The 17598-nt window shown below is 66.8% G+C and carries 15 protein-coding genes and 6 tRNA genes; 12 read left to right on the top strand and 9 right to left on the bottom strand.

The window, feature by feature from the left end:
• Window positions 1-17 precede the first annotated feature (17 nt).
• From BKE09_RS20980 to BKE09_RS20960, 5 genes are all read left to right on the top strand, one after another.
• Window positions 18-527: an RNA polymerase sigma factor gene (locus BKE09_RS20980; protein ID WP_075677793.1), complete on the top strand. Its 510-nt coding sequence runs from the start codon at window positions 18-20 to the stop codon at window positions 525-527.
• Complete coding sequence (locus tag BKE09_RS20975; RefSeq protein WP_075677791.1) at window positions 524-1450, top strand: FecR domain-containing protein; 927 nt, start codon at window positions 524-526, stop codon at window positions 1448-1450. The genes BKE09_RS20980 and BKE09_RS20975 overlap by 4 nt, the downstream gene beginning before the upstream one ends.
• 64 nt (window positions 1451-1514) lie before the next feature.
• Window positions 1515-3986: a TonB-dependent receptor gene (locus BKE09_RS20970; protein WP_075677789.1), complete on the top strand. Its 2472-nt coding sequence runs from the start codon at window positions 1515-1517 to the stop codon at window positions 3984-3986.
• Entirely contained in the window at window positions 3973-4773 is an 801-nt protein-coding gene (locus tag BKE09_RS20965; RefSeq protein ID WP_075677787.1) for a ChaN family lipoprotein, read from the top strand. The genes BKE09_RS20970 and BKE09_RS20965 overlap by 14 nt, the downstream gene beginning before the upstream one ends.
• Entirely contained in the window at window positions 4766-5479 is a 714-nt protein-coding gene (locus tag BKE09_RS20960; RefSeq protein WP_075677785.1) for an energy transducer TonB, read from the top strand. Before BKE09_RS20965 ends, BKE09_RS20960 begins: the two co-directional genes overlap by 8 nt.
• Here BKE09_RS20960 and BKE09_RS20955 read toward each other — a convergent pair.
• From BKE09_RS20955 to BKE09_RS20920, 8 genes are all read right to left on the bottom strand, one after another.
• On the bottom strand, window positions 5476-5910 hold the full coding sequence (locus BKE09_RS20955; protein WP_014037586.1) for a RidA family protein: 435 nt from the start codon (window positions 5908-5910) through the stop codon (window positions 5476-5478). The two genes, BKE09_RS20960 and BKE09_RS20955, sit on opposite strands and share 4 nt — an antisense overlap.
• 99 nt (window positions 5911-6009) lie before the next feature.
• A complete protein-coding gene (locus BKE09_RS20950) occupies window positions 6010-6912 on the bottom strand; it encodes a cation diffusion facilitator family transporter (RefSeq protein ID WP_075677783.1) in 903 nt (300 codons plus the stop codon).
• A 28-nt stretch (window positions 6913-6940) separates the two neighbouring features.
• Window positions 6941-9229, bottom strand: a complete 2289-nt coding sequence (locus tag BKE09_RS20945; RefSeq protein ID WP_006373744.1) for an Orn/Lys/Arg decarboxylase N-terminal domain-containing protein — start codon at window positions 9227-9229, stop codon at window positions 6941-6943.
• Window positions 9230-9249: 20 nt separating this feature from the next.
• On the bottom strand, window positions 9250-10602 hold the full coding sequence (gene adiC / locus BKE09_RS20940) for an arginine/agmatine antiporter (protein WP_014037589.1): 1353 nt from the start codon (window positions 10600-10602) through the stop codon (window positions 9250-9252).
• Between the two features lie 76 nt (window positions 10603-10678).
• Window positions 10679-12109 (bottom strand): DcaP family trimeric outer membrane transporter, encoded by a 1431-nt coding sequence (locus BKE09_RS20935; protein WP_075677781.1) that lies wholly within the window; start codon window positions 12107-12109, stop codon window positions 10679-10681.
• Window positions 12110-12623: 514 nt separating this feature from the next.
• Window positions 12624-13466 (bottom strand): thiol:disulfide interchange protein DsbG, encoded by an 843-nt coding sequence (gene dsbG, locus BKE09_RS20930; protein ID WP_075677779.1) that lies wholly within the window; start codon window positions 13464-13466, stop codon window positions 12624-12626.
• A 30-nt stretch (window positions 13467-13496) separates the two neighbouring features.
• Window positions 13497-14300 (bottom strand): redoxin family protein, encoded by an 804-nt coding sequence (locus BKE09_RS20925; protein WP_075677777.1) that lies wholly within the window; start codon window positions 14298-14300, stop codon window positions 13497-13499.
• A gap of 81 nt (window positions 14301-14381) precedes the next feature.
• Entirely contained in the window at window positions 14382-15449 is a 1068-nt protein-coding gene (locus tag BKE09_RS20920) for a helix-turn-helix domain-containing protein (RefSeq protein ID WP_075677775.1), read from the bottom strand.
• A gap of 186 nt (window positions 15450-15635) precedes the next feature.
• Here BKE09_RS20920 and BKE09_RS20915 point away from each other — a divergent pair, with 186 nt between their 5' ends.
• The 7 genes from BKE09_RS20915 to BKE09_RS20885 all read left to right on the top strand — a co-directional run bounded on the left by BKE09_RS20915 (window position 15636) and on the right by BKE09_RS20885 (window position 16972).
• Entirely contained in the window at window positions 15636-16034 is a 399-nt protein-coding gene (locus BKE09_RS20915; protein WP_075677773.1) for a heavy metal-responsive transcriptional regulator, read from the top strand.
• 103 nt (window positions 16035-16137) lie between these two features.
• Window positions 16138-16213, top strand: a tRNA-Ala gene (locus BKE09_RS20910).
• 54 nt (window positions 16214-16267) lie between these two features.
• Window positions 16268-16343, top strand: a tRNA-Glu gene (locus tag BKE09_RS20905).
• Window positions 16344-16527: 184 nt separating this feature from the next.
• A tRNA-Ala gene (locus BKE09_RS20900) sits at window positions 16528-16603 on the top strand.
• A 49-nt stretch (window positions 16604-16652) separates the two neighbouring features.
• A tRNA-Glu gene (locus BKE09_RS20895) sits at window positions 16653-16728 on the top strand.
• A gap of 45 nt (window positions 16729-16773) precedes the next feature.
• Window positions 16774-16849: transfer RNA gene (locus tag BKE09_RS20890), tRNA-Ala, on the top strand.
• Window positions 16850-16896: 47 nt separating this feature from the next.
• A tRNA-Glu gene (locus BKE09_RS20885) sits at window positions 16897-16972 on the top strand.
• 139 nt (window positions 16973-17111) lie between these two features.
• Here BKE09_RS20885 and BKE09_RS20880 read toward each other — a convergent pair.
• Window positions 17112-17525, bottom strand: coding sequence for a GNAT family N-acetyltransferase (locus tag BKE09_RS20880; RefSeq protein ID WP_075677771.1), 414 nt, complete (start codon window positions 17523-17525; stop codon window positions 17112-17114).
• Window positions 17526-17598 lie beyond the last annotated feature (73 nt).

The raw sequence follows: 17598 nt of genomic DNA, 5'->3' as shown, positions 1-17598 counted from the left end.
CAGTTGTCGCCCGCCCCGTGTCCACGCCTGTCGAACCGACGGATGTCGCGCAGCTGTGCGCGGCCCATTACCGGCCGCTGCACGCCCATGTCCGCCGCAAACTCCCGCAACGCAGCGACGCCGATGACGTCGTCCAGGAAACCTGGCTGCGCGTCGTCAAGGTCGCCGCCAGCGGCCTGCTGAGCAACGGCCGTGCCTACCTGTACCGCGTCGCCCACAATCTGATCGCTGATCACTACCGGCAACGCCAGCGCCGTCGTGAGGAAGCGCTGGATGACGCGCAACTGCACGTCCTCGCCGATCCTGCACCGCTGCCGGAGCAGCGCCTGCTGGACGCCGAACAGCTGCGCCATCTCGATGCGATCATCGCCGCGCTGCCACCGCGCTCGCGCCAGGTATTCCTGCTGGCCCGCGTGGAGCAGATGGCACTGGCCGAGATCGGCCGCCAGCTCGGCATCAGCCGTCAGACCGCGCACGGCCATCTGCTGCGTGCGCTGGTGGCGCTGCAGCAGGTACCCGGCGCATGAGCCACGAAGCGATCGCGCGCGAGGCCGCGCGTTGGTGGCTGGACGGCCACGACGGTGGCCGCGACGAGCGCGCCTTCAACCAGTGGTACCACGCCGATTGCCGCCACGCCGCGCAGTACCAGCACCTGCAGGCGCTCTGGCAGGCCGGTGACGCGACGCCCAGCCTGCAGCGGCACCAGCGCAAGCGGCAGCGCCGGCGCCTGCGCGACGCCGGCACTGCCGTGCTGCTGCTCTGTGCCTTGGGCCTGTATACCCGCCAGGCCGCGCCACCCGCCGCCCAGGTAATGCGCACGGCGGCAGGCGAGATCCGCGAAGAAGTCCTGCCGGATGGTTCCCACGTGCTGCTCTCGCCCGGCAGCGAAGTCCATATCCGCATCGATGCACAGCGCCGGCAGCTGCAGCTGCAGCACGGCCAGGCCTGGTTCAAGGTAGCCGCCGATGTGCAGCACCCGTTCCAGGTGCATACGACGCACGGCACGGTCACCGCGCTCGGCACGGCCTTCGACCTTGCCGTGCAGGACAACGACAGCGTGGTCACCGTCACCGAGCATCGCGTCCGCGTGGACAGCGGCAGCCGCAGTGAGCAGGCCATCGAAGGGCAGCAGCTGCGCTTCGATGGACAGGCAGCGACCGTCAGCCAGGCTGCCAGCCACAGTGCGCTGGCCTGGCGCGAACGTCGCCTGCATTGGATCTCCACGCCCCTGGCCGACGTCGCCCAGGACCTGGATCGCTGGCATGGCGGCCATACCTGGATCATCGGCGCACACCTGCGCCAGCAGCCGGTCACCCTGCTCGGCAGCGCCGACGGTGCGGCGCGCAGCCGTGACCAGCTGGCCACGCAGCTGCATGTGCGCGTGCTCCGCCTGGGCGCGGGCGTGCAGGTGTGGCTGCCACCACGCAAGGGACATCGCGATGCACCCTGACATCGGCCCTGCCGCTGCGTCTACCCAGGATGACGACGCACTGCGTCAGCCCCTGGAGCCCCCGATGCTGTTTCACCGCCCCCTTGTCCTCGCCCTTTCACTGGCCTGCGCCAGTCCGCTTCCGTTGTTGTCCGCCAGCGCACACGCGCAGGCCGCCACCCGCCACTTCGATCTTCCTGCACAACCGCTGGCCAGCGCACTGGACGCCTACAGCCGGTTGACCGGTGTCGACCTGGTGATCGGTGCGGCACTGCCGGGCGGCCAGACAGCGCCGGCGCTGCGCGGACAGTTCGACGACGCTCAAGCCCTGTCGCGCCTGCTGGCCGGCAGCGGCCTGCGTCCCCGCTTCATCGACGCACGCCGCGCCACTCTGGAACCGGCGCCGGCCGAACCCGCCGATGGCAGCCGTCAAACCGGCCCGCTGCGCGTACAGGGCGATACCGCGCAGGGTCATTCCCCCGGTGCAGGCGCCAGCCAGTATGTGCCGGCCACGCGCGATGGCTTCGCGCCGGCGGTCGGCAGCGAGCGCGTGGCGATGGCCGAACGCCAGGACGGCAACAGCCTGCTGCGTTCGATGCCCGGCACCCACAGTTTCCATTCGCGCAGCCAGCCTGGCCTGCAGGTCAACATCCGCGGCATGACCGGCGCCGGCCGGGTCAACACCATGATCGATGGTGTCACCCAGACCTTCCGCAACAACGCCGGGCATGGCTCGGGCGGCCCGTTCGCTTATGTCGACCCATTCCTGCTGGCCGGCGTGGACGTGCAGCGCGGTGCGGTGGCCGGCGGTGATGGCGCCGGCACGCTGGCCGGCAGTGCCAACTTCCGCACGCTGGACATCGACGACCTGCTCGGCGAAGGCCGTGACTGGGGCCTGCGTGCGGGCTATCGCCATGGCAACAACGGCTATGGCAGCGGCCGCACCTTCGCCGGCGCGTGGCGCCACAGCGAAGACGGTGGTGACCGCCAGTTCGGCCTGCTGGCCGCCGCCAGCAGCAGTCGCAGCGGCGAGTACGCCACGGCACGCGGGCAGAAGAACAATGCCGACCCCGGCAGCCAGCAACCCAGCAGCTGGCTGTTGAAAGCACGCCTGCAGCCCAGTGACCAGCATCGGCTGGACCTGAGCCACATGCGTTACGAAAACGACTTCTACCACAACTACCCGTGGCAGATTTCCGCGCGCAACCAGCGTGCCAGCTACCACTACACGCCCTACACGCCGTGGATCGACCTGCGTGCGACCTTCGCCAGCAACAAGACCCGGCTGTTCTATCCACCGGTGGAGGACTCCAGCTACATCGGCCGCCGCACCCACAGCAGCCTGAGCAGCTGGACACTCGACAACACCAGCCGCTTCGACATCGGCGCACTGCAGGCGCGCTGGAACACCGGCATCAAGCACCAGTCGGACATCTACGTGGCCGACACCCCGACCCTGCGCGGCGCCAACCCCCAGGGTCGCAGCCAGCTGGACAGTGTGTTCAGCACGCTGGAGCTGCAGTACGACGTCTACGCGCTGACCGCAGGCCTGCGCCAGGATCGCTATGGCATCCGTGGCCACGTCCCGGTGTGCTCGGATGTCCCCGGCCAGTGCGCGGAGATCAACGGCGGCGGCATCGACGTGCGCCGCACCCAGCACGCGCTCAGCCCCAGCCTGGCGGTTTCGTGGCAGGCCACCGACTGGCTGCAGCTGTTCGCCGAAGCCTCGCGCACATCGCGCCCGCCGCGCGTGCAGGAGATGTTCTTCGAGAAAATCCCGCTGGAAGGCATGAGCGATGCCGATGGCGTGGGTGCCAACCCGTTCCTGCGCCGTGAGCGCTCGCGCAACCTGCAGTTCGGCGCCAACCTCAGCACCGACTCGCTGCTGGTTGACGGCGACCTGGCCCAGCTGCGCGTCACCCGCTTCGACAACCGCATCCGCGACTACATCAAGCCGCAATACCTGCTGATCGTGCATCCGCCGGAAGTGGAGCCTTTCGTGGTACCGATCGACAGCGATCCGCAGCTCACTGCCTGGACCAATGCGCTGGACGTGGACGACTTCAGCACCACCACGCGCTGGATGAACCACCCGGGCGTGGTGCGCATGCGCGGTATCGAGCTGGAAGCGCACTACGCCAGCGAGCACTACCACGCCACGCTGAGCTGGACCCGTTCGCACACCAGCGCGCCCGCCATCGAATTCGTCAACCTGGAAGACATCACCGCCCTGCCCGACCGCTACTGGACGCTGGACGTGGGCGGCCGCTGGTGGCAGCAGCGCGTGCAGGCCGGCCTGCGCGCCGAATACTCCGGGCCCACCGAAGAAGGCTACGACTTCTTCCAGACCCGCAAGACCGGCGGTACCGGTGTACTGCTCGACTTCTACGCCAGCTTCAAGCCCCAGCCCAACACCACGCTGTGGCTGAACATCGAAAACCTGCAGAACAAGGCCTATGACAACAATGCCTCGATCGACAGCATCTTCAGCCCGATCCTGGACCGCGGCAACGGCCGTGGCCGCACTGTCTCGATGGGCGTCAATGTGGCGTTCTAGCCGTCGCTGGCTGCCACTGTACCTGCTTGCGCTGGCCGCAATGGCCAGCGCGCAGCCAATGCCAGGCACGGTGATTGACCTGGCCAGTGGCCAGCACCTGGACGAAGCGGCATTCGTGAAGCGCGCAGCGGACGTCCCGCGACTGCTGCTGGGCGAACGCCACGACCTGGCCGGTGACCACGCCGCCCAGCGCTGGCTGCTGCACGCGCTGCAGCAGCAGCGTCCACAAGGCGCGCTGGTGCTGGAGATGATTGCCAGCGAACGCCAGCCACGCCTGCAGCGGGTGCAGCGCTGGCTGGCCAAGGGCAACCATGCCGACGGTGCGCGCCTGCAGGAGCTGCTGGGCTGGGATACGCGCTGGCCGTGGATCGCCTATGGGGGGCTGGTGCAGGACGCCACCGCTGCCAGCATCCCCTTGTTCGGCGGCAATCTCGCGCGCGCCGAGGTCAACGCCCGCCTGGCGTCCGCGGATGCAGTGCGGTTCCCGGTGCCCGCTGCCCGGCATCGCCTGTCGGCCGTGGTGCTGGCCCAGCATGCGGACGCAGCACCGATGCTGGAAGGGATGCTGACCGTGCAACAGGCCCGCGACACGCGCATGGCACAGGTACTGACCGCAGCACCCGTGCCCGCGCTGCTGGTGGCTGGTCGCTGGCATGTACTGCGCGGTACCGGCGTCCCGGGCTACCTGCCAGCGGACACGCCGGCGCTGGTGATCGCACTCGCCTCGCCAGGTGAAACCGTCGATGCGGCCGACGCCGATCTGCTATGGGTGCTGGACGATGAGTGAGCGCGGCCACCACTGGCAGGCGATCGCCATCAGCATCGGCCTGCACCTGTTGCCCCTGCTGCTGTTGGTGCACTGGGTGGCCACGCCGCCGTTGCTGCCGCCGCCTGAGCAGGACGTGCGCATCAGCCTGCGCCTGCTGGCGCCGGCGACGCCGCCCCAGCCAGTGGAAGAACGCCAGGCCGAGACCCCGAGCCAGGCGCAGCAGGCGCGCGCATCGCAACCAACGAAGTCGCCCCCGCCACCGAAGCCCACCGCCGCAAGCGAGGGCGAGGTGGCCGCCAGCGAACGCGGTGGCCCTGGCCGGCAAGCCCTGCCGGTCGCCCCGCCTGCGGCCGTGACCAATGCAAGTCCCGCACCGGCATCGATCACGGCCGCGCCGCCCGCTCCCGACGCACCACCGGCGGACTTCCAGGCCGGCGCCGCCAGCGACCAGTGGGAAGCCCGCCTGATGGCGCGGCTGGAGCGTTACCGCTACTACCCCGCCGCCGCGCGCTCGCGCCGGCAGCAGGGGACCGCCTGGGTCAGGGCCAGCATCGATCGCGAGGGACGCCTGCTGGCGCTGCGGTTGGAGCAGTCCAGTGGCCAACCGATGCTCGACGACGCCGCGCTGCAGACGTTCCGCCGCGCGCAGCCGCTGCCGCCCATTCCCGTGGAAATGAAGGCACCGCAGGAACTGGTGGTGCCGGTGGAGTACTACCTGCGCTAGGCGGCGTAGGCCTCCGCCTCGATCTCGAACAGCATGCCGTCCAGCGCCAGCCGCGGCACGGGAATCAGGGTGCAGGTCGGCGCCGCGCGGTTAGGCCAACGCCGCCGCACCTGACGGGCGATGATGCCCAGCCGGTCCTCGTCGTGGTCGACCACCAGGATGCGCAACCGTGCGACATCGGCCAGGCTGGCCTGCGCCGAACCCAATGCAATCTGCAGGTTGTCCAGTGCCTGCTCGACCTGTTCCTCGAAACCGGGGGAGAGATGGCCATCGGCATCCTCACCGCCCTGCCCGGCGATATGGATCACCCGGGCGGGAAGGCGCACCACGGCCACGTGCGAGTAGCCATTGGCCGAAGGGTCGTAAAGCCCCGCAGGATTGAACAGTTCCAGCAGGCCGTGGCCGAGGTCGGGGGTGGTCAGCAGGTTCATGCCGCATGCCTCGTTGGGGATGCGAGTGATTCTGCAACCTGAACATGAGTTGAGGTCAAACAACGCCCGTGCAACAGATCGGTTCGCCACGCGCAACGATCACGTCCACGCCGGATCCGCCGTGAAATCGATGGTCAACCAGAAGGTATTGCCCCGCGCATCCAGCCGCACCGCGATCTCGTCGCGCATCGCGTCGACTTCGCCCACCGACCCCAGCGGCATGGCCGGGTCAGCCAGCACATGGATCTCGATGAAGCGCATCCGCCCCATCTTCGCCACGTGGCTGGTGAAACCGGCATAGCCACGCTCGGCCACGAACGCCTGCATCACCTGCTGCACGCGCCGGTCCAGATCATCCGGTGCCACCTGCAGCACTTCGCGCATGGCCTTCCACGCGCTGCGCGCCGGCACCGGCAGCACCGCCAGGCTGATCAACGCCAGCACGATCGAATCCAGGTACGGCACCCAGTGGTGCCACTTACCGCCGTGCAGGACCAGCGCCAGCACGAAGGCCAGCACCACCGCCAGGCTCATCAATCCGCCGAGCAGCCAGCCGCGCACGTCCAGCCACAACAGGGCGGAGCGCAGGTGCCGCGCACGCTGTGCGACGAATGCCGCCATCGCCAGATTGCTGGCACTCAGCAGTGCCGCCCACCACAGCGCGGGCCCGAACTTCACCTCGTGCCCGCCCGTGGTCAATCCGATCACGGCGTTGGCCAGCGCATACACGCAGGCCAGCGACAGGATCACACCGCCCAGCGCCTCGACCATCGGCTCCAGGTGCCAGTAGCCGTACTGGAAGCGCGGGCTCTGCTCCCGCGCCACCAGCCGCAGCACCGACAACGACACCAGGGTCAGGGCGACGTCGACCAGGCTGTACACGCCGTCGAACAGGATGGCCTGCGATCCCACCAGCAGGCCACCGATGAAGCCGACCGCGCTCACCGCAAGGGTGACCCCGATCGAGAACTTCAGGATGCGTTGCTCGCGCGCAGTATCCATCGTTCGCCGAAGGGCCGACCGTTACGGGTCAGGCCTTCAGCACCTCCACCTTGTACGAAACCGCATCACCCTCCTGCTCGATGATGAGCCCGTGCACGTCCGATTCGAAGCCCGGGAAACGGGCGTTCTGCTCGCGGGCGATGCGCAGCGACTGGATGATCGGCTCGTCGCTGTCGCCGAAGCGCTCGCCGGGCATGATGGTCGGGATGCCCGGCGGGTACGGCACCAGCATGGTCGCCGCAATGCGGCCACTGATCTGCTCGATGTCGACCCGCTCGATCTCGCCCTTCACCAGGTGGTTGTAGGCATCGGCCGGGGTCATCACCGGCGTCGGCAGATCCACGTACATCTCGCGCATCACCTTGGCCACGGCGAATTCCTGGTTGAACGCATGCAGCGCGTCGCACAGGTCACGCAGGCCCCAGCCGGCGTAGGCATTCGGATAGTCGGCAGCCAGCGTCGGCAGTGCCTGGCTCAGCGGCGCGTTGCGGTCGTAGAGTTCCTTGAAGGCCATCAGCTCGGTCACCAGGGTGCTCCACTTGCCCTTGGTGATGCCCATCGAGAACAGGAACAGCACCGAGTACAGGTTGGTCTTCTCCACGGTGATGCCGCGGCCCCACAGGAACTTGCTCAGCACTGCTGCCGGGATGCCCAGCTTGCCCATGCTGCCGTCCATCGCCAGGCCCGGCGTCAGCAGGGTCACCTTGATCGGGTCGATCAGCACATAGTCGTCGACCAGGTTCTCGAAGCCATGCCAGTGCGCATCCGGCTGCAGGTACCACTCCTCGCGCTTGGCCACCAGCGGTGCCGGCGTATCGCCCTTGTCCAGGCTGCGCTCGACCTGGGTCGGCTGCCACACGCTGAACCACCAGTCATCGCGGCCGAGATCATCGCGGACATGCAGCATCGCGCGGCGGAAGGCGATGGCCTCGTCGTGCATTTCCTGCACCAGCGAACGGCCCGCATCGCCTTCCATCATCTTCGAGGCCACGTCACAGGCCGCGATCACCCCGTAATGCGGGCTGGTCGAGGTGTGCATCATGAACGACTCGTTGAAGCGTTCGGCATCCAGGTTGCGCTGCGCCGAATTGCGCACGTGGATCATCGACGCTTGCGAGAACGCAGCCAGCAGCTTGTGGGTCGAATGCGTGGTGAAGATGATCGCATCCTGCTCACGCGGCTTGCCCTTGGCCATGCCGTAGTGGTTCTCGTAGAACGGGTGGAACGCGGCGTAGGCGTACCAGGCTTCGTCGAAATGCAGGAAGTCGACCGCGCTGCCGATCTCGTCGGCGATCTTCTCGGCGTTGTAGCACAGGCCGTCGTAGGTCGAGTTGGTGACCACCGCGATGCGCGGCTTGGAGCCTGCCTTGTAGGCCTGGCTGGCCAGCGGATTGGCGGCAATGCGCTGCTGCAGCGACTCCGGCGTGAACTGGTCAAGGCTGATCGGGCCGATGATGCCGTGCGCGTTGCGGCTGGGGGTGAAGTACACCGGCACTGCACCGGTCATGATCAGCGCGTGCAGCAGCGACTTGTGGCAGTTGCGATCGACGAACACCACGTCACCGCGCGCCACCGTGCCATGCCAGACGATCTTGTTGGCGGTCGAGGTTCCGTTGGTGACGAAGAACGTATGGTCGGCACCGAAATTGCGCGCCGCTTCGTTCTCGGCGTCCTTGATCGGGCCGGTGTGGTCAAGCAGCGAGCCCAGCTCCGGCACCGAGATCGACAGATCGCTGCGCAGCGTGTTCTCGCCGTAGAACTGGTGGAATGCACGGCCGACCGGCGACTTGGTGAACGCCACGCCGCCGGCATGGCCCGGCGTATGCCAGGAATAGTTCGACTCGGCCGCGTGATGGATCAGTGCCTTGAAGAACGGTGGCAGCAGGTTCTTCATGTAGTCTTCGGCCGCGCGCATCACCTGCCGCGAGATGAAGCTCTTGGTATCTTCAAACAGGAAGATGAAGCCATGGATGTACTTGAGCAGCTTGCTCGGCACCTTCTCGATGGTGCGGCGCTCGCCGTACAGGAACACCGGCAGGTTGGCGCGCCGCGCACTCTGCTCGCGCAGGAAGGCAGTCAGGCGCTGGAACTCGCCATCCACCTCTTCGCTGCCGTCGATCGAGATCAGCACCGCCGAGGCCGCCACGTAGGTGCGGGCACCGGCACGGGCATCATCCAGGTTCAGGCCGCACAGCACGCGCTGGTCGTTGCTGCGCAGCTCTTCCACCAGGGCGCGGATCAGGATGCCGCCGATGCGCGGCGACTCGTAGTCGTTGTCGATGACAATGACCGGATAGTCCAGGGACTTGAAGTACACGTTGATTCTCCTTGTCGAACTCAGGAACGCTGGGCGCCGGCGCTGATGGCCGATGCCTCGCGGGCGCGCTGCCGCTGCTGGCGGCGCTCCTCGCTGAAGAAGGGATAGAACACGGTGATGAACAGCACGAACAGGAAGGCGTACTGCACGATGGTTCCCGACGAGCCGTAGATCGCCCACAGGCAGTACACGACGGTCAGGCTGGTCAGGGTCCAGAACGCACCGGTGTGGACCAGGGTGTGCGAACGCTCGACCACGAAGTAGCAGGCCACGCACGAGTAGATGTAGGGCAGCAGGGTCAGCACCACCGCCGCCGACGTGATCACGTCGAACTGGGCCGACGCGGTTTCCGAGGTGGAGGTGACCAGCACCGCCAGGGTCATCAGCACCGCCACGATCAGCACGCCCTTGACCGGCACGTCATCCTTGTTGGTCTTGCTGAAGATGCTCGGGAACAGGCCATCATCGGAAGCCGCCTTGGCGCTCTGTGCGGTCAGCAGGATCCAGCCGCCCAGCGAACCGGCCGCACCGATGAAGGCGCACAGGCTGACCAGTGCACCGCCCCAGCCGCCTACCGCCTTGGCCGCGGCCAGCGCGAACGGGGCATCGGACACCTGCAGTTCCGAGTTCGGCACCATGCCCATGATCACCGAGGAGCTGGCGATGTAGGCGATGGCGGCCAGGAACACACCGGCCAGCGTGGCGCGGGCCACGTTCTTTTCCGGGTTCTCCACCACGCCGGCGGTGACCGAAGCCGACTCCACGCCGATGAAGGCCCACAGCGTAAGCGCCGCAGCGCTGGAAATCGCGCCGAAGTTGGATTCACCCGACACGTTGTAGGCGCCCTTGAAGATGTCGGCATCGAAGAAGAACCAGCCGAAGATGGCGATGCCCAGGATCGGCACCAGCGCGAAGCTGGTGGTGACCGTCTGCACGCGGCTGACGAAGGCCGGACCGATCATGTTGGCGAAGCTCAGCGCCCACACCAGCACCAGCACCGCGATGCAGCGCACCAGCGGCTCGGACAGGATCGGGAAGAAGTAGCTGAAGTAGCCCACCGCCGCGATCGGGATGGCGACGTTGCCGATCCAGTTGGCGAACCAGTAGATGGTGTTGGTCTGGAAGCCCATGTACGGCCCGAACCAGTCACGCGCGTAGGCATAGGGGCCGCCCGCCTTGGGTGCCAGCTTGCCCAGCTTGGCGAACACGAAGGCCAGCAGCAGCGCACCCGCGGTGGTGATCAGCCAGCCCCAGATCGAGGCGGTACCGATCTTGGCCAGGCTGGACGGCAACAGGAACACGCCTGAGCCCATCATGTTGCCGGCGACGAGGAAGGTGGCTCCGACCACCCCGATTTTCTTTGCTTCTGCCATGACAATCTCCTGTACTGGCATGAGCCCGGTGCAGCCGGGCGTGGGGACGGTTACGCTGGCGTACGACCGCTGGCGCTTATTTGATGAAGTTGTATTGCAGGCTGCCCTGCACCCGGACCGTGTCGCCGCGCGCGCCGCCCTGCTGTTCCAGGCGGCCGTACAGTAGCTCCATGCCCATCGTCCACGACGGTGCCGGGCTCCAGATCAGGTTGAACACGCCGTAGCGGCTCTGCCGGAATGCATCGGCCGCCAGTGCGGCATTCCGCTCCAGGGTCAGCTGGCCGAAGATCAGGTTCGAACGCCACAGCTCGGACCAGTAATGGGTGTAGCCGACGAAACCGCCGTGCAGGTCCAGCGCGTCGAGACGGCCATCGGCACCGACCACCGCGTCCAGTCCGGAGCCGGTCAGGTCGGCGGTGTAGCGACTGAGGCCGCGCCCGCCGAGTACGCCGAACAGCAGCAGGTCGCGCTCGCCCACTGAGGCCGAGCCGCTCAGCTGTAGGCCGCCGGCCGTGCGCCGGTCGCGCTCGCCAACGCCGTCGTAGGCCAGGCTGCGTGCCACCGCGCCCAGCTGCAGGTGGCCCCAGTCGCGCTCCATGCGCGCGGTCACTGTCACATCGGGCAGGCGGTTGACTGCCGCGCGGACGTCGCTGGCGCCGGCGAGTTCAGTCTTCGGGTCTTCAGCGGCGACGGTCAGGGTGTTGCCCTTGCCCATCGCAAAGCTGTGGTGGATGCCCGCCACCAGCAGGTATCCGGCACCGCCAGGCCCTGCGAAATCCAGTGTATCGGGCAGGCTGTCCGGGTCCATGAAGCTGGAATAGCCGTAGCCGGCATAGGTGTTGCCAAGCTGGCCATAGGCATGTCGCAGGCGGAACTCATACCCATCACTGCTGCCGAAGAAATCGTTCTCCAGGTAGAAGCGCAGGTTGCCGTGCGTGGTCGGGCGCCGCGCCTCGAAGCTGAAGCGGGTCTGCTTGGCATGGATGTTGAAGTTGGAGACATCGCGATGACTGCCACCCACCGGCATCGACGAGGGAATGAACTGATCCTCGTCACCGGCCGCACGCGAATCGGCAATCGCATCGAGCTTGGCGTAGCCGCCGATGCGGATCACCGTATCGGTGCCCGGAATGGCAAAGAAGCCCTTCAGATCCGGGTCGGTCGGCCCAGCGGCGCTGTCGGGACGCGAGGCCGCCGTTGAGGGGTCGGCCACGGATTCGCGCTGCGGCAGCACCGGCTGCGCCACGCCCGGCACCTGGGTGGGATGCAGCAGGTTGGCGCTGCTGGCGGCGGCAACCATCGGCGCCGGCACCTGCGGCGTGGCCGCTTCGGCTCCCTCTCGCTGCTCAAGCCGATCCAGGCGCTGCTGCATGCCTTCCAGCGCCTGGCGCATGGCAGCGATTTCCTGGCGCAACGCCTGCGCATCTTCCTGGCCATCCTGCTGCGCATACGCCGGCGTGATCGCCAGCGCGATCAGACAGGCCAGACTCAGTACCGCCAAGCGCATTGCATCCTCCCTGGACAAACACTCGCAACGCGCTGGCCGGACACAGGCGCACAGCGCCCTGGCCTCGCGTTGCCGTTGCTGGAAATGCGGATACTGCGTTGACGACACCGGCCAGCCTGCATACGGCAGGCAACAGGACGATGACACTGCCCTGCCCGCACCGGTGTCGAGCCCATCAAGGCCGCGCTGCCAGAGAGGTGGCGACCGCAGCGGTCTGGGTAACAATCGGGGGGTGAGAGTGTCGTGAATGGCTGTGCCGACCGCCCCGGTTCAGGGCATGTCTGGCGCGGCATCCATGGCGCGTTGACGCTGTATTCCATGCGTCACAGGCTAATCCGCCTGTCGTTTTTGACCTTGATTGGAATCAAGGCGCGATGCTTGATGTCAGTCACGATTCAGACGTGACGACGAACAGCTGCTGCGCAGCCCCGCAGCCTCTGCAGGAGCGACGAAAAGCAACAGGCCCGCATGCTGCCATGCGGGCCTGTGGGTTACATCACGACGTTGGCGGCGATCAGCGCGGGCCCAACACCGTCTGCAGGTCGGCGCCCTGCGGCAGGCCCGCGCGACGCTGCACCTGGCCCTGTGCGTCCTGGAACAGGATGCCCGGCGTGCCCTGGAACCCCAACTCGATCATCAGCACCTGGTTGGCGTCGAGCTTGCCAGCGATCTCGCGGCTGATGCTCGGCAGGGCCTTGATGCCACCACGATCGAACTGGTGTTCGTTCTCCAGCAACGCCGCACTCGGGTCACGCGCGGACAGGATGGCGGCGGCCTTGGCCGGGCTGTCCTCGCGGATCACGCCAACCATGATGTGGCGGAGCTGGACCTTGCCCGCGTCGACCCACGGGCGGGCCGCTTCCCAGAACTTGTGGCAGTACGGGCAGTTGGCATCACTGAAGGTGTAGACCACGCGCGGCGCATCGGCCTTGCCGTCACGCACCCAGGCACTGGCTTCCAGCTTGGTCCACATCTTGGCCGACATCGGTGCGGCGACCAGCTTCTCCACCGCCTCGGCGGCCACATCGTTGCCTTCGGCGTCGAACAGGCTGCCTACCAGCACGTGCTTGCCGTCGGCGGTGACGTAGGCCGCGGCCGGCTGCTGCCCGCCCACCACGCCAGCGAAGCCGCGCAGGCCACCCGGTGCATCGAACTCAGCAACGACTTCGAAGCCATGCTTCTCGATACCTTTCAGCACTGCGGGGCGGTCACCCTTGGCCGCAGTGGCCGGAGCGCTGGCGGCCGGTGCGGCGGCCGTCTTGCCCGGCGGGGTCTGGGCCTGGCTGCAGGCGGCCAATGCCAGCATGACCGGCAGCAACAGCACCGCCGGAGCGATGCGCAGGGAAGTCGACAACATGGGAACTCCGTAGTGAGATGCCCGCGCAGGCTACCGCAGCCGACGCAGTTTGTGTTCAAGGCCCGCCACCGTCAGTTCGCCAAGGTGCAGTTCGCGCAGGCGCCCTTCGGCGTCGAAAAACAGCGTCGACGGATAGGCCTGCACACCCAGTGCGGTTGACGCGGAGGCGGCATCGTCCAGCAGCACATTGCCCAGCCGAAGCCGCTCGGACGCGATGAAACCTTCTACTTCGACCAGCGTTTCCCCCTGGTTGAGGAACACGAACTGCACGTCAGTATGGGTCTGCTGTGCGGATGCCAGCACCGGCATCTCGCGCCGGCAGGGCCCACACCAGCTGGCCCAGAGATTCAGCACCAGCGGTTTGCCCCGGAACTGCTGCAGGTCGATCACGCGCCCCTGCAGATCGGTCACCTGCACCGCCGGCAGCGGCATGCGCTGCTCCTGCCATGCTGCCAACAGGTGGCTGCCCGCCGCCCACAGCACCACGCCCACCAGCGCCCCCGCCAGCACCGGGGCACGCAAGGCGCGCCATAGCCTCAGCCGCCAAACACCCCAGGCGAGGCCTGCAACCAGCACGACCGAGAGGTGATACCCACCATCGGCGATCTGCAGGATGCTCCAGGGGGCCTCACGATAGAGCGCGAAGTTCAAGGCCACGAAGCTGATGCGCCCGCACAGCAGGCCGATCAGCAACATGTCCAGGACCATGCTTGCCGCGGAAGGCACTGCCATCCCGTCCTTCCGACGCGGCCACAGGTGTGCCACGGCCATGGCCAGCAGCACGCACATCAGGATCAACACCACCGGCATCGGCACCGGCCCAACACTCGACATCAGCCCACCTGTCCCATCATCTGTTGCCTGCATGGTCGAAGCGTCGCGCCCAGGTTGCAAGCGCGACGCCCACCGCAGGCATCAGGCAGCGCTGCGCGGCATCTGCATGCCAGGCACCGGTTGCAGCCCGCGCAGGCTGCCCGCCACCGATGACAACAGCGGCCGCTCGCGTCGCTTGTTGTTGACCAGCCGGCGATAGTTGGCCGGCGTCATTCCGACAATGCGCAGGAACAGGCGGCGGAAAGCGCTCTGATCGGCGTAACCCACGCCCCAGGCCACTTCATCGATACCCGCGCCCTGCTGCAGCAGCGTCTGCGCCTTGGCGATACGCAACCGCTGGCAATACTCGATCGGGCGCAGGCCGGTGGCCTTCAGGAAGCGCCGCTGCAGGGTCCGCGGCTCCAGCCCGGAAATCTCGCAGATCGCACCGAGCGTGGCGCCGCGCGCAGCGGTGGTATGCAACCAGCGTTGCGCCTTCAGTATGTCGCGATCGCCGTGGGCGAAGTTGGCACTGAAGCGCTCGAGATCCTGCTGGATCGCCGCCGGCACCGTGATCCCCAGCTGCTGCGCAACGGAACTCGCCACGCCCTGGCCGTGCAGCCGGTACAGCAGGCGCAGGGCGAGGAAGCGCCAGGCCTGGGAACCGGCCACCGTCAGCAGGTCGCCGTCATCAACCAGCGCGCGCTCACTGGGCACCCAGCTGGCCGACTGCCCCTGCAGACCCGGGTGACGCCCGAGGTCCGGGCCACTGACCGTGCGCCCGGCCAGCAGTCCGGCACGCGCGAGCATGCTCACGCCGTCGCTGGCCGCCGCCAGCAGACTGCCACCGTCGTAGTGCGCGCGCAGCCAATCCAGCAGCACCTCATCGGCGCGCAGGCAGACGCCCTGGCTGATCTGGCCAGGCACGGCGATCACGGCGGGAATGTCCGCCTCGAGCATCTCCGCGCCGGCAATGCGATGCACGCCGGTCTGGCTGGCCGGCACGATCCAGCGGGTCACCAGGACCCGCTTGAACGGACGGCGCTGCTGCTGGGCAAGCCGGTTGGCGACATGTGCCATCTCAGTCAGCACGGAGGCGGCCGACGGGTCGCCTCCCGGGTACTCGACCACCGCGACCTCGACGAATCCTTCGTTTCTGAATCCTTCCACAGACCATCTCCTCGGTTCGTTGCAGGCCATCCAGCGGCCGGTTCAGGCGCAGGGTAGGAACTGCCACGACGGCGGGGCTATGAAGAAAGTTGCAAAGTGCGCTGAATGCGCCGTCAGCGACGGGACCTTGACCCTGGACCAGACTCAAGGCTTCACAATGAGCGGCAGCATCCGCAGGAATCCGCCATGAACATTGGTCAACTGGCGCGCCAGGCCGGCGTGCCGATCGATACGGTGCGCTACTACGAGCGCCAGCAGCTGCTGCCCACGGCGGCACGCTCGGCCGGGGGTTACCGCATCTTCGGCGAGCAGGACCTGCGCAGGCTGCGCTTCATCCGTCGCGCCAAGACGCTGGGCTTCAGCCTGGAAGAAATCGCCGAACTGCTGGCACTCAGTGACCGTCACTCGCAGGACATGGGCAGCGTGCGCGACACGGCGCAGGCCCGACTGCACGACATCGCGCAGCGCATGGCCGAACTGCAGCGCATGCACACCGCGCTTTCGCAGCTGGTCGACGCCTGCCCCGGCCACGGCACACTGGATCAATGCCCGATCCTGGCGGCGCTGACCGATGACACTGCGTGAGTCCGGGCGACTGACATCCACCTCGCAACGCGCGTGAAGAAAAGTGCAACAAATGCTTGCCAACCCCCTGGGGCAAGGCTATTATTTCGCTCCTCAGCGACGTGGGGCCATAGCTCAGCTGGGAGAGCGCCTGCATGGCATGCAGGAGGTCAGCGGTTCGATCCCGCTTGGCTCCACCAATCTTTCGGCATTAGGCCGTCGAAAGGTCGCTAAAGAACATTGATGAGAATTGCGTCCCCATCGTCTAGAGGCCTAGGACATCACCCTTTCACGGTGGCGACCGGGGTTCGAATCCCCGTGGGGACGCCACTCATCACGAACAACGAGGACCCGGCCGATAACCGGGTCTTTTTTGTTCACCGCCTACCGGCATTCAGGTTGTGGCGTTGCGGTTCCCCTGCCCTCGTGGCTGCGGTTGAACCGGAACGAAAAAAGTTCAAAAAAGACTTCCACAAACGTGAACACGCAGGTATGATAGGCGGCTCGGTAACACGGGGCCATAGCTCAGCTGGGAGAGCGCCTGCATGGCATGCAGGAGGTCAGCGGTTCGATCCCGCTTGGCTCCACCACTTTCGACATTAGGCCGTCGAAGGTTCTACAACTTGAAGTTTTTCGTGCGTCCCCATCGTCTAGAGGCCTAGGACATCACCCTTTCACGGTGGCGACCGGGGTTCGAATCCCCGTGGGGACGCCAGTTTCAAAACGGACTCTGCTCCCGGCAGATCATCCGGAGTTTCATGGGGCCATAGCTCAGCTGGGAGAGCGCCTGCATGGCATGCAGGAGGTCAGCGGTTCGATCCCGCTTGGCTCCACCACTTCGACATTAGGCCGTCGAAGGATCTACAACTTGAAGTTTTCGTGCGTCCCCATCGTCTAGAGGCCTAGGACATCACCCTTTCACGGTGGCGACCGGGGTTCGAATCCCCGTGGGGACGCCAATTCTTGAAAACCCCGGTTTCGGCCGGGGTTTTTCTTTGCCTGCAGTTCCTGGGAAGGCCTATCCACGCATGGCGTGGATCTACCGCAGGGCCCGGGTAAATCCACGCCATGCGTGGATGGCTTCACCCCGATTACGGCTCAGAACCGCCGATACATCCCGATCGATGCCGGTGCCGTGGGCGCGAAACCAAACTGTGCGTACAACCGATGCGCCTCGCCATCGGCCAGCAGGCTGACGTACGCCGATGGCGGCAGGCTGGCCTGCATCCAGCCATCCAGGCGTCGCATCACCTCCTTGCCCAGTCCCTGCCCCTGCAGCCGCGGCAGCACCGCGATGTCGCAGACCTGCAGGTGGCAGCCGCCATCGCCGACGATACGCCCCATCGCCACCAGTTCGGCCCCCTGGTAGGCACACACGCCGAACAAGGTGTTGGGCAGCGCACGCATGGCCGCTTCCGGGCTCTTGGCACTGAGGCCTGCGAGCACACGCAACCGGCAGTAGTCCTCGACCGTCGGCACGGCCTCGCGGAACTGGCAGGTGGAATCATTCATGCGGTATCTCCAGATGGGTCGGGCTATCCTGCCGCATCCACGTCGCAGTCGTTGCGACCCAGGCCCGAGTTTC

This window comes from Stenotrophomonas sp. TD3 (assembly GCF_001939825.1).
GTDB lineage: Bacteria > Pseudomonadota > Gammaproteobacteria > Xanthomonadales > Xanthomonadaceae > Stenotrophomonas.
The sequence above is the reverse complement of the archived record's forward strand: the minus strand, read 5'-3'. Positions and strand labels throughout refer to the sequence as shown.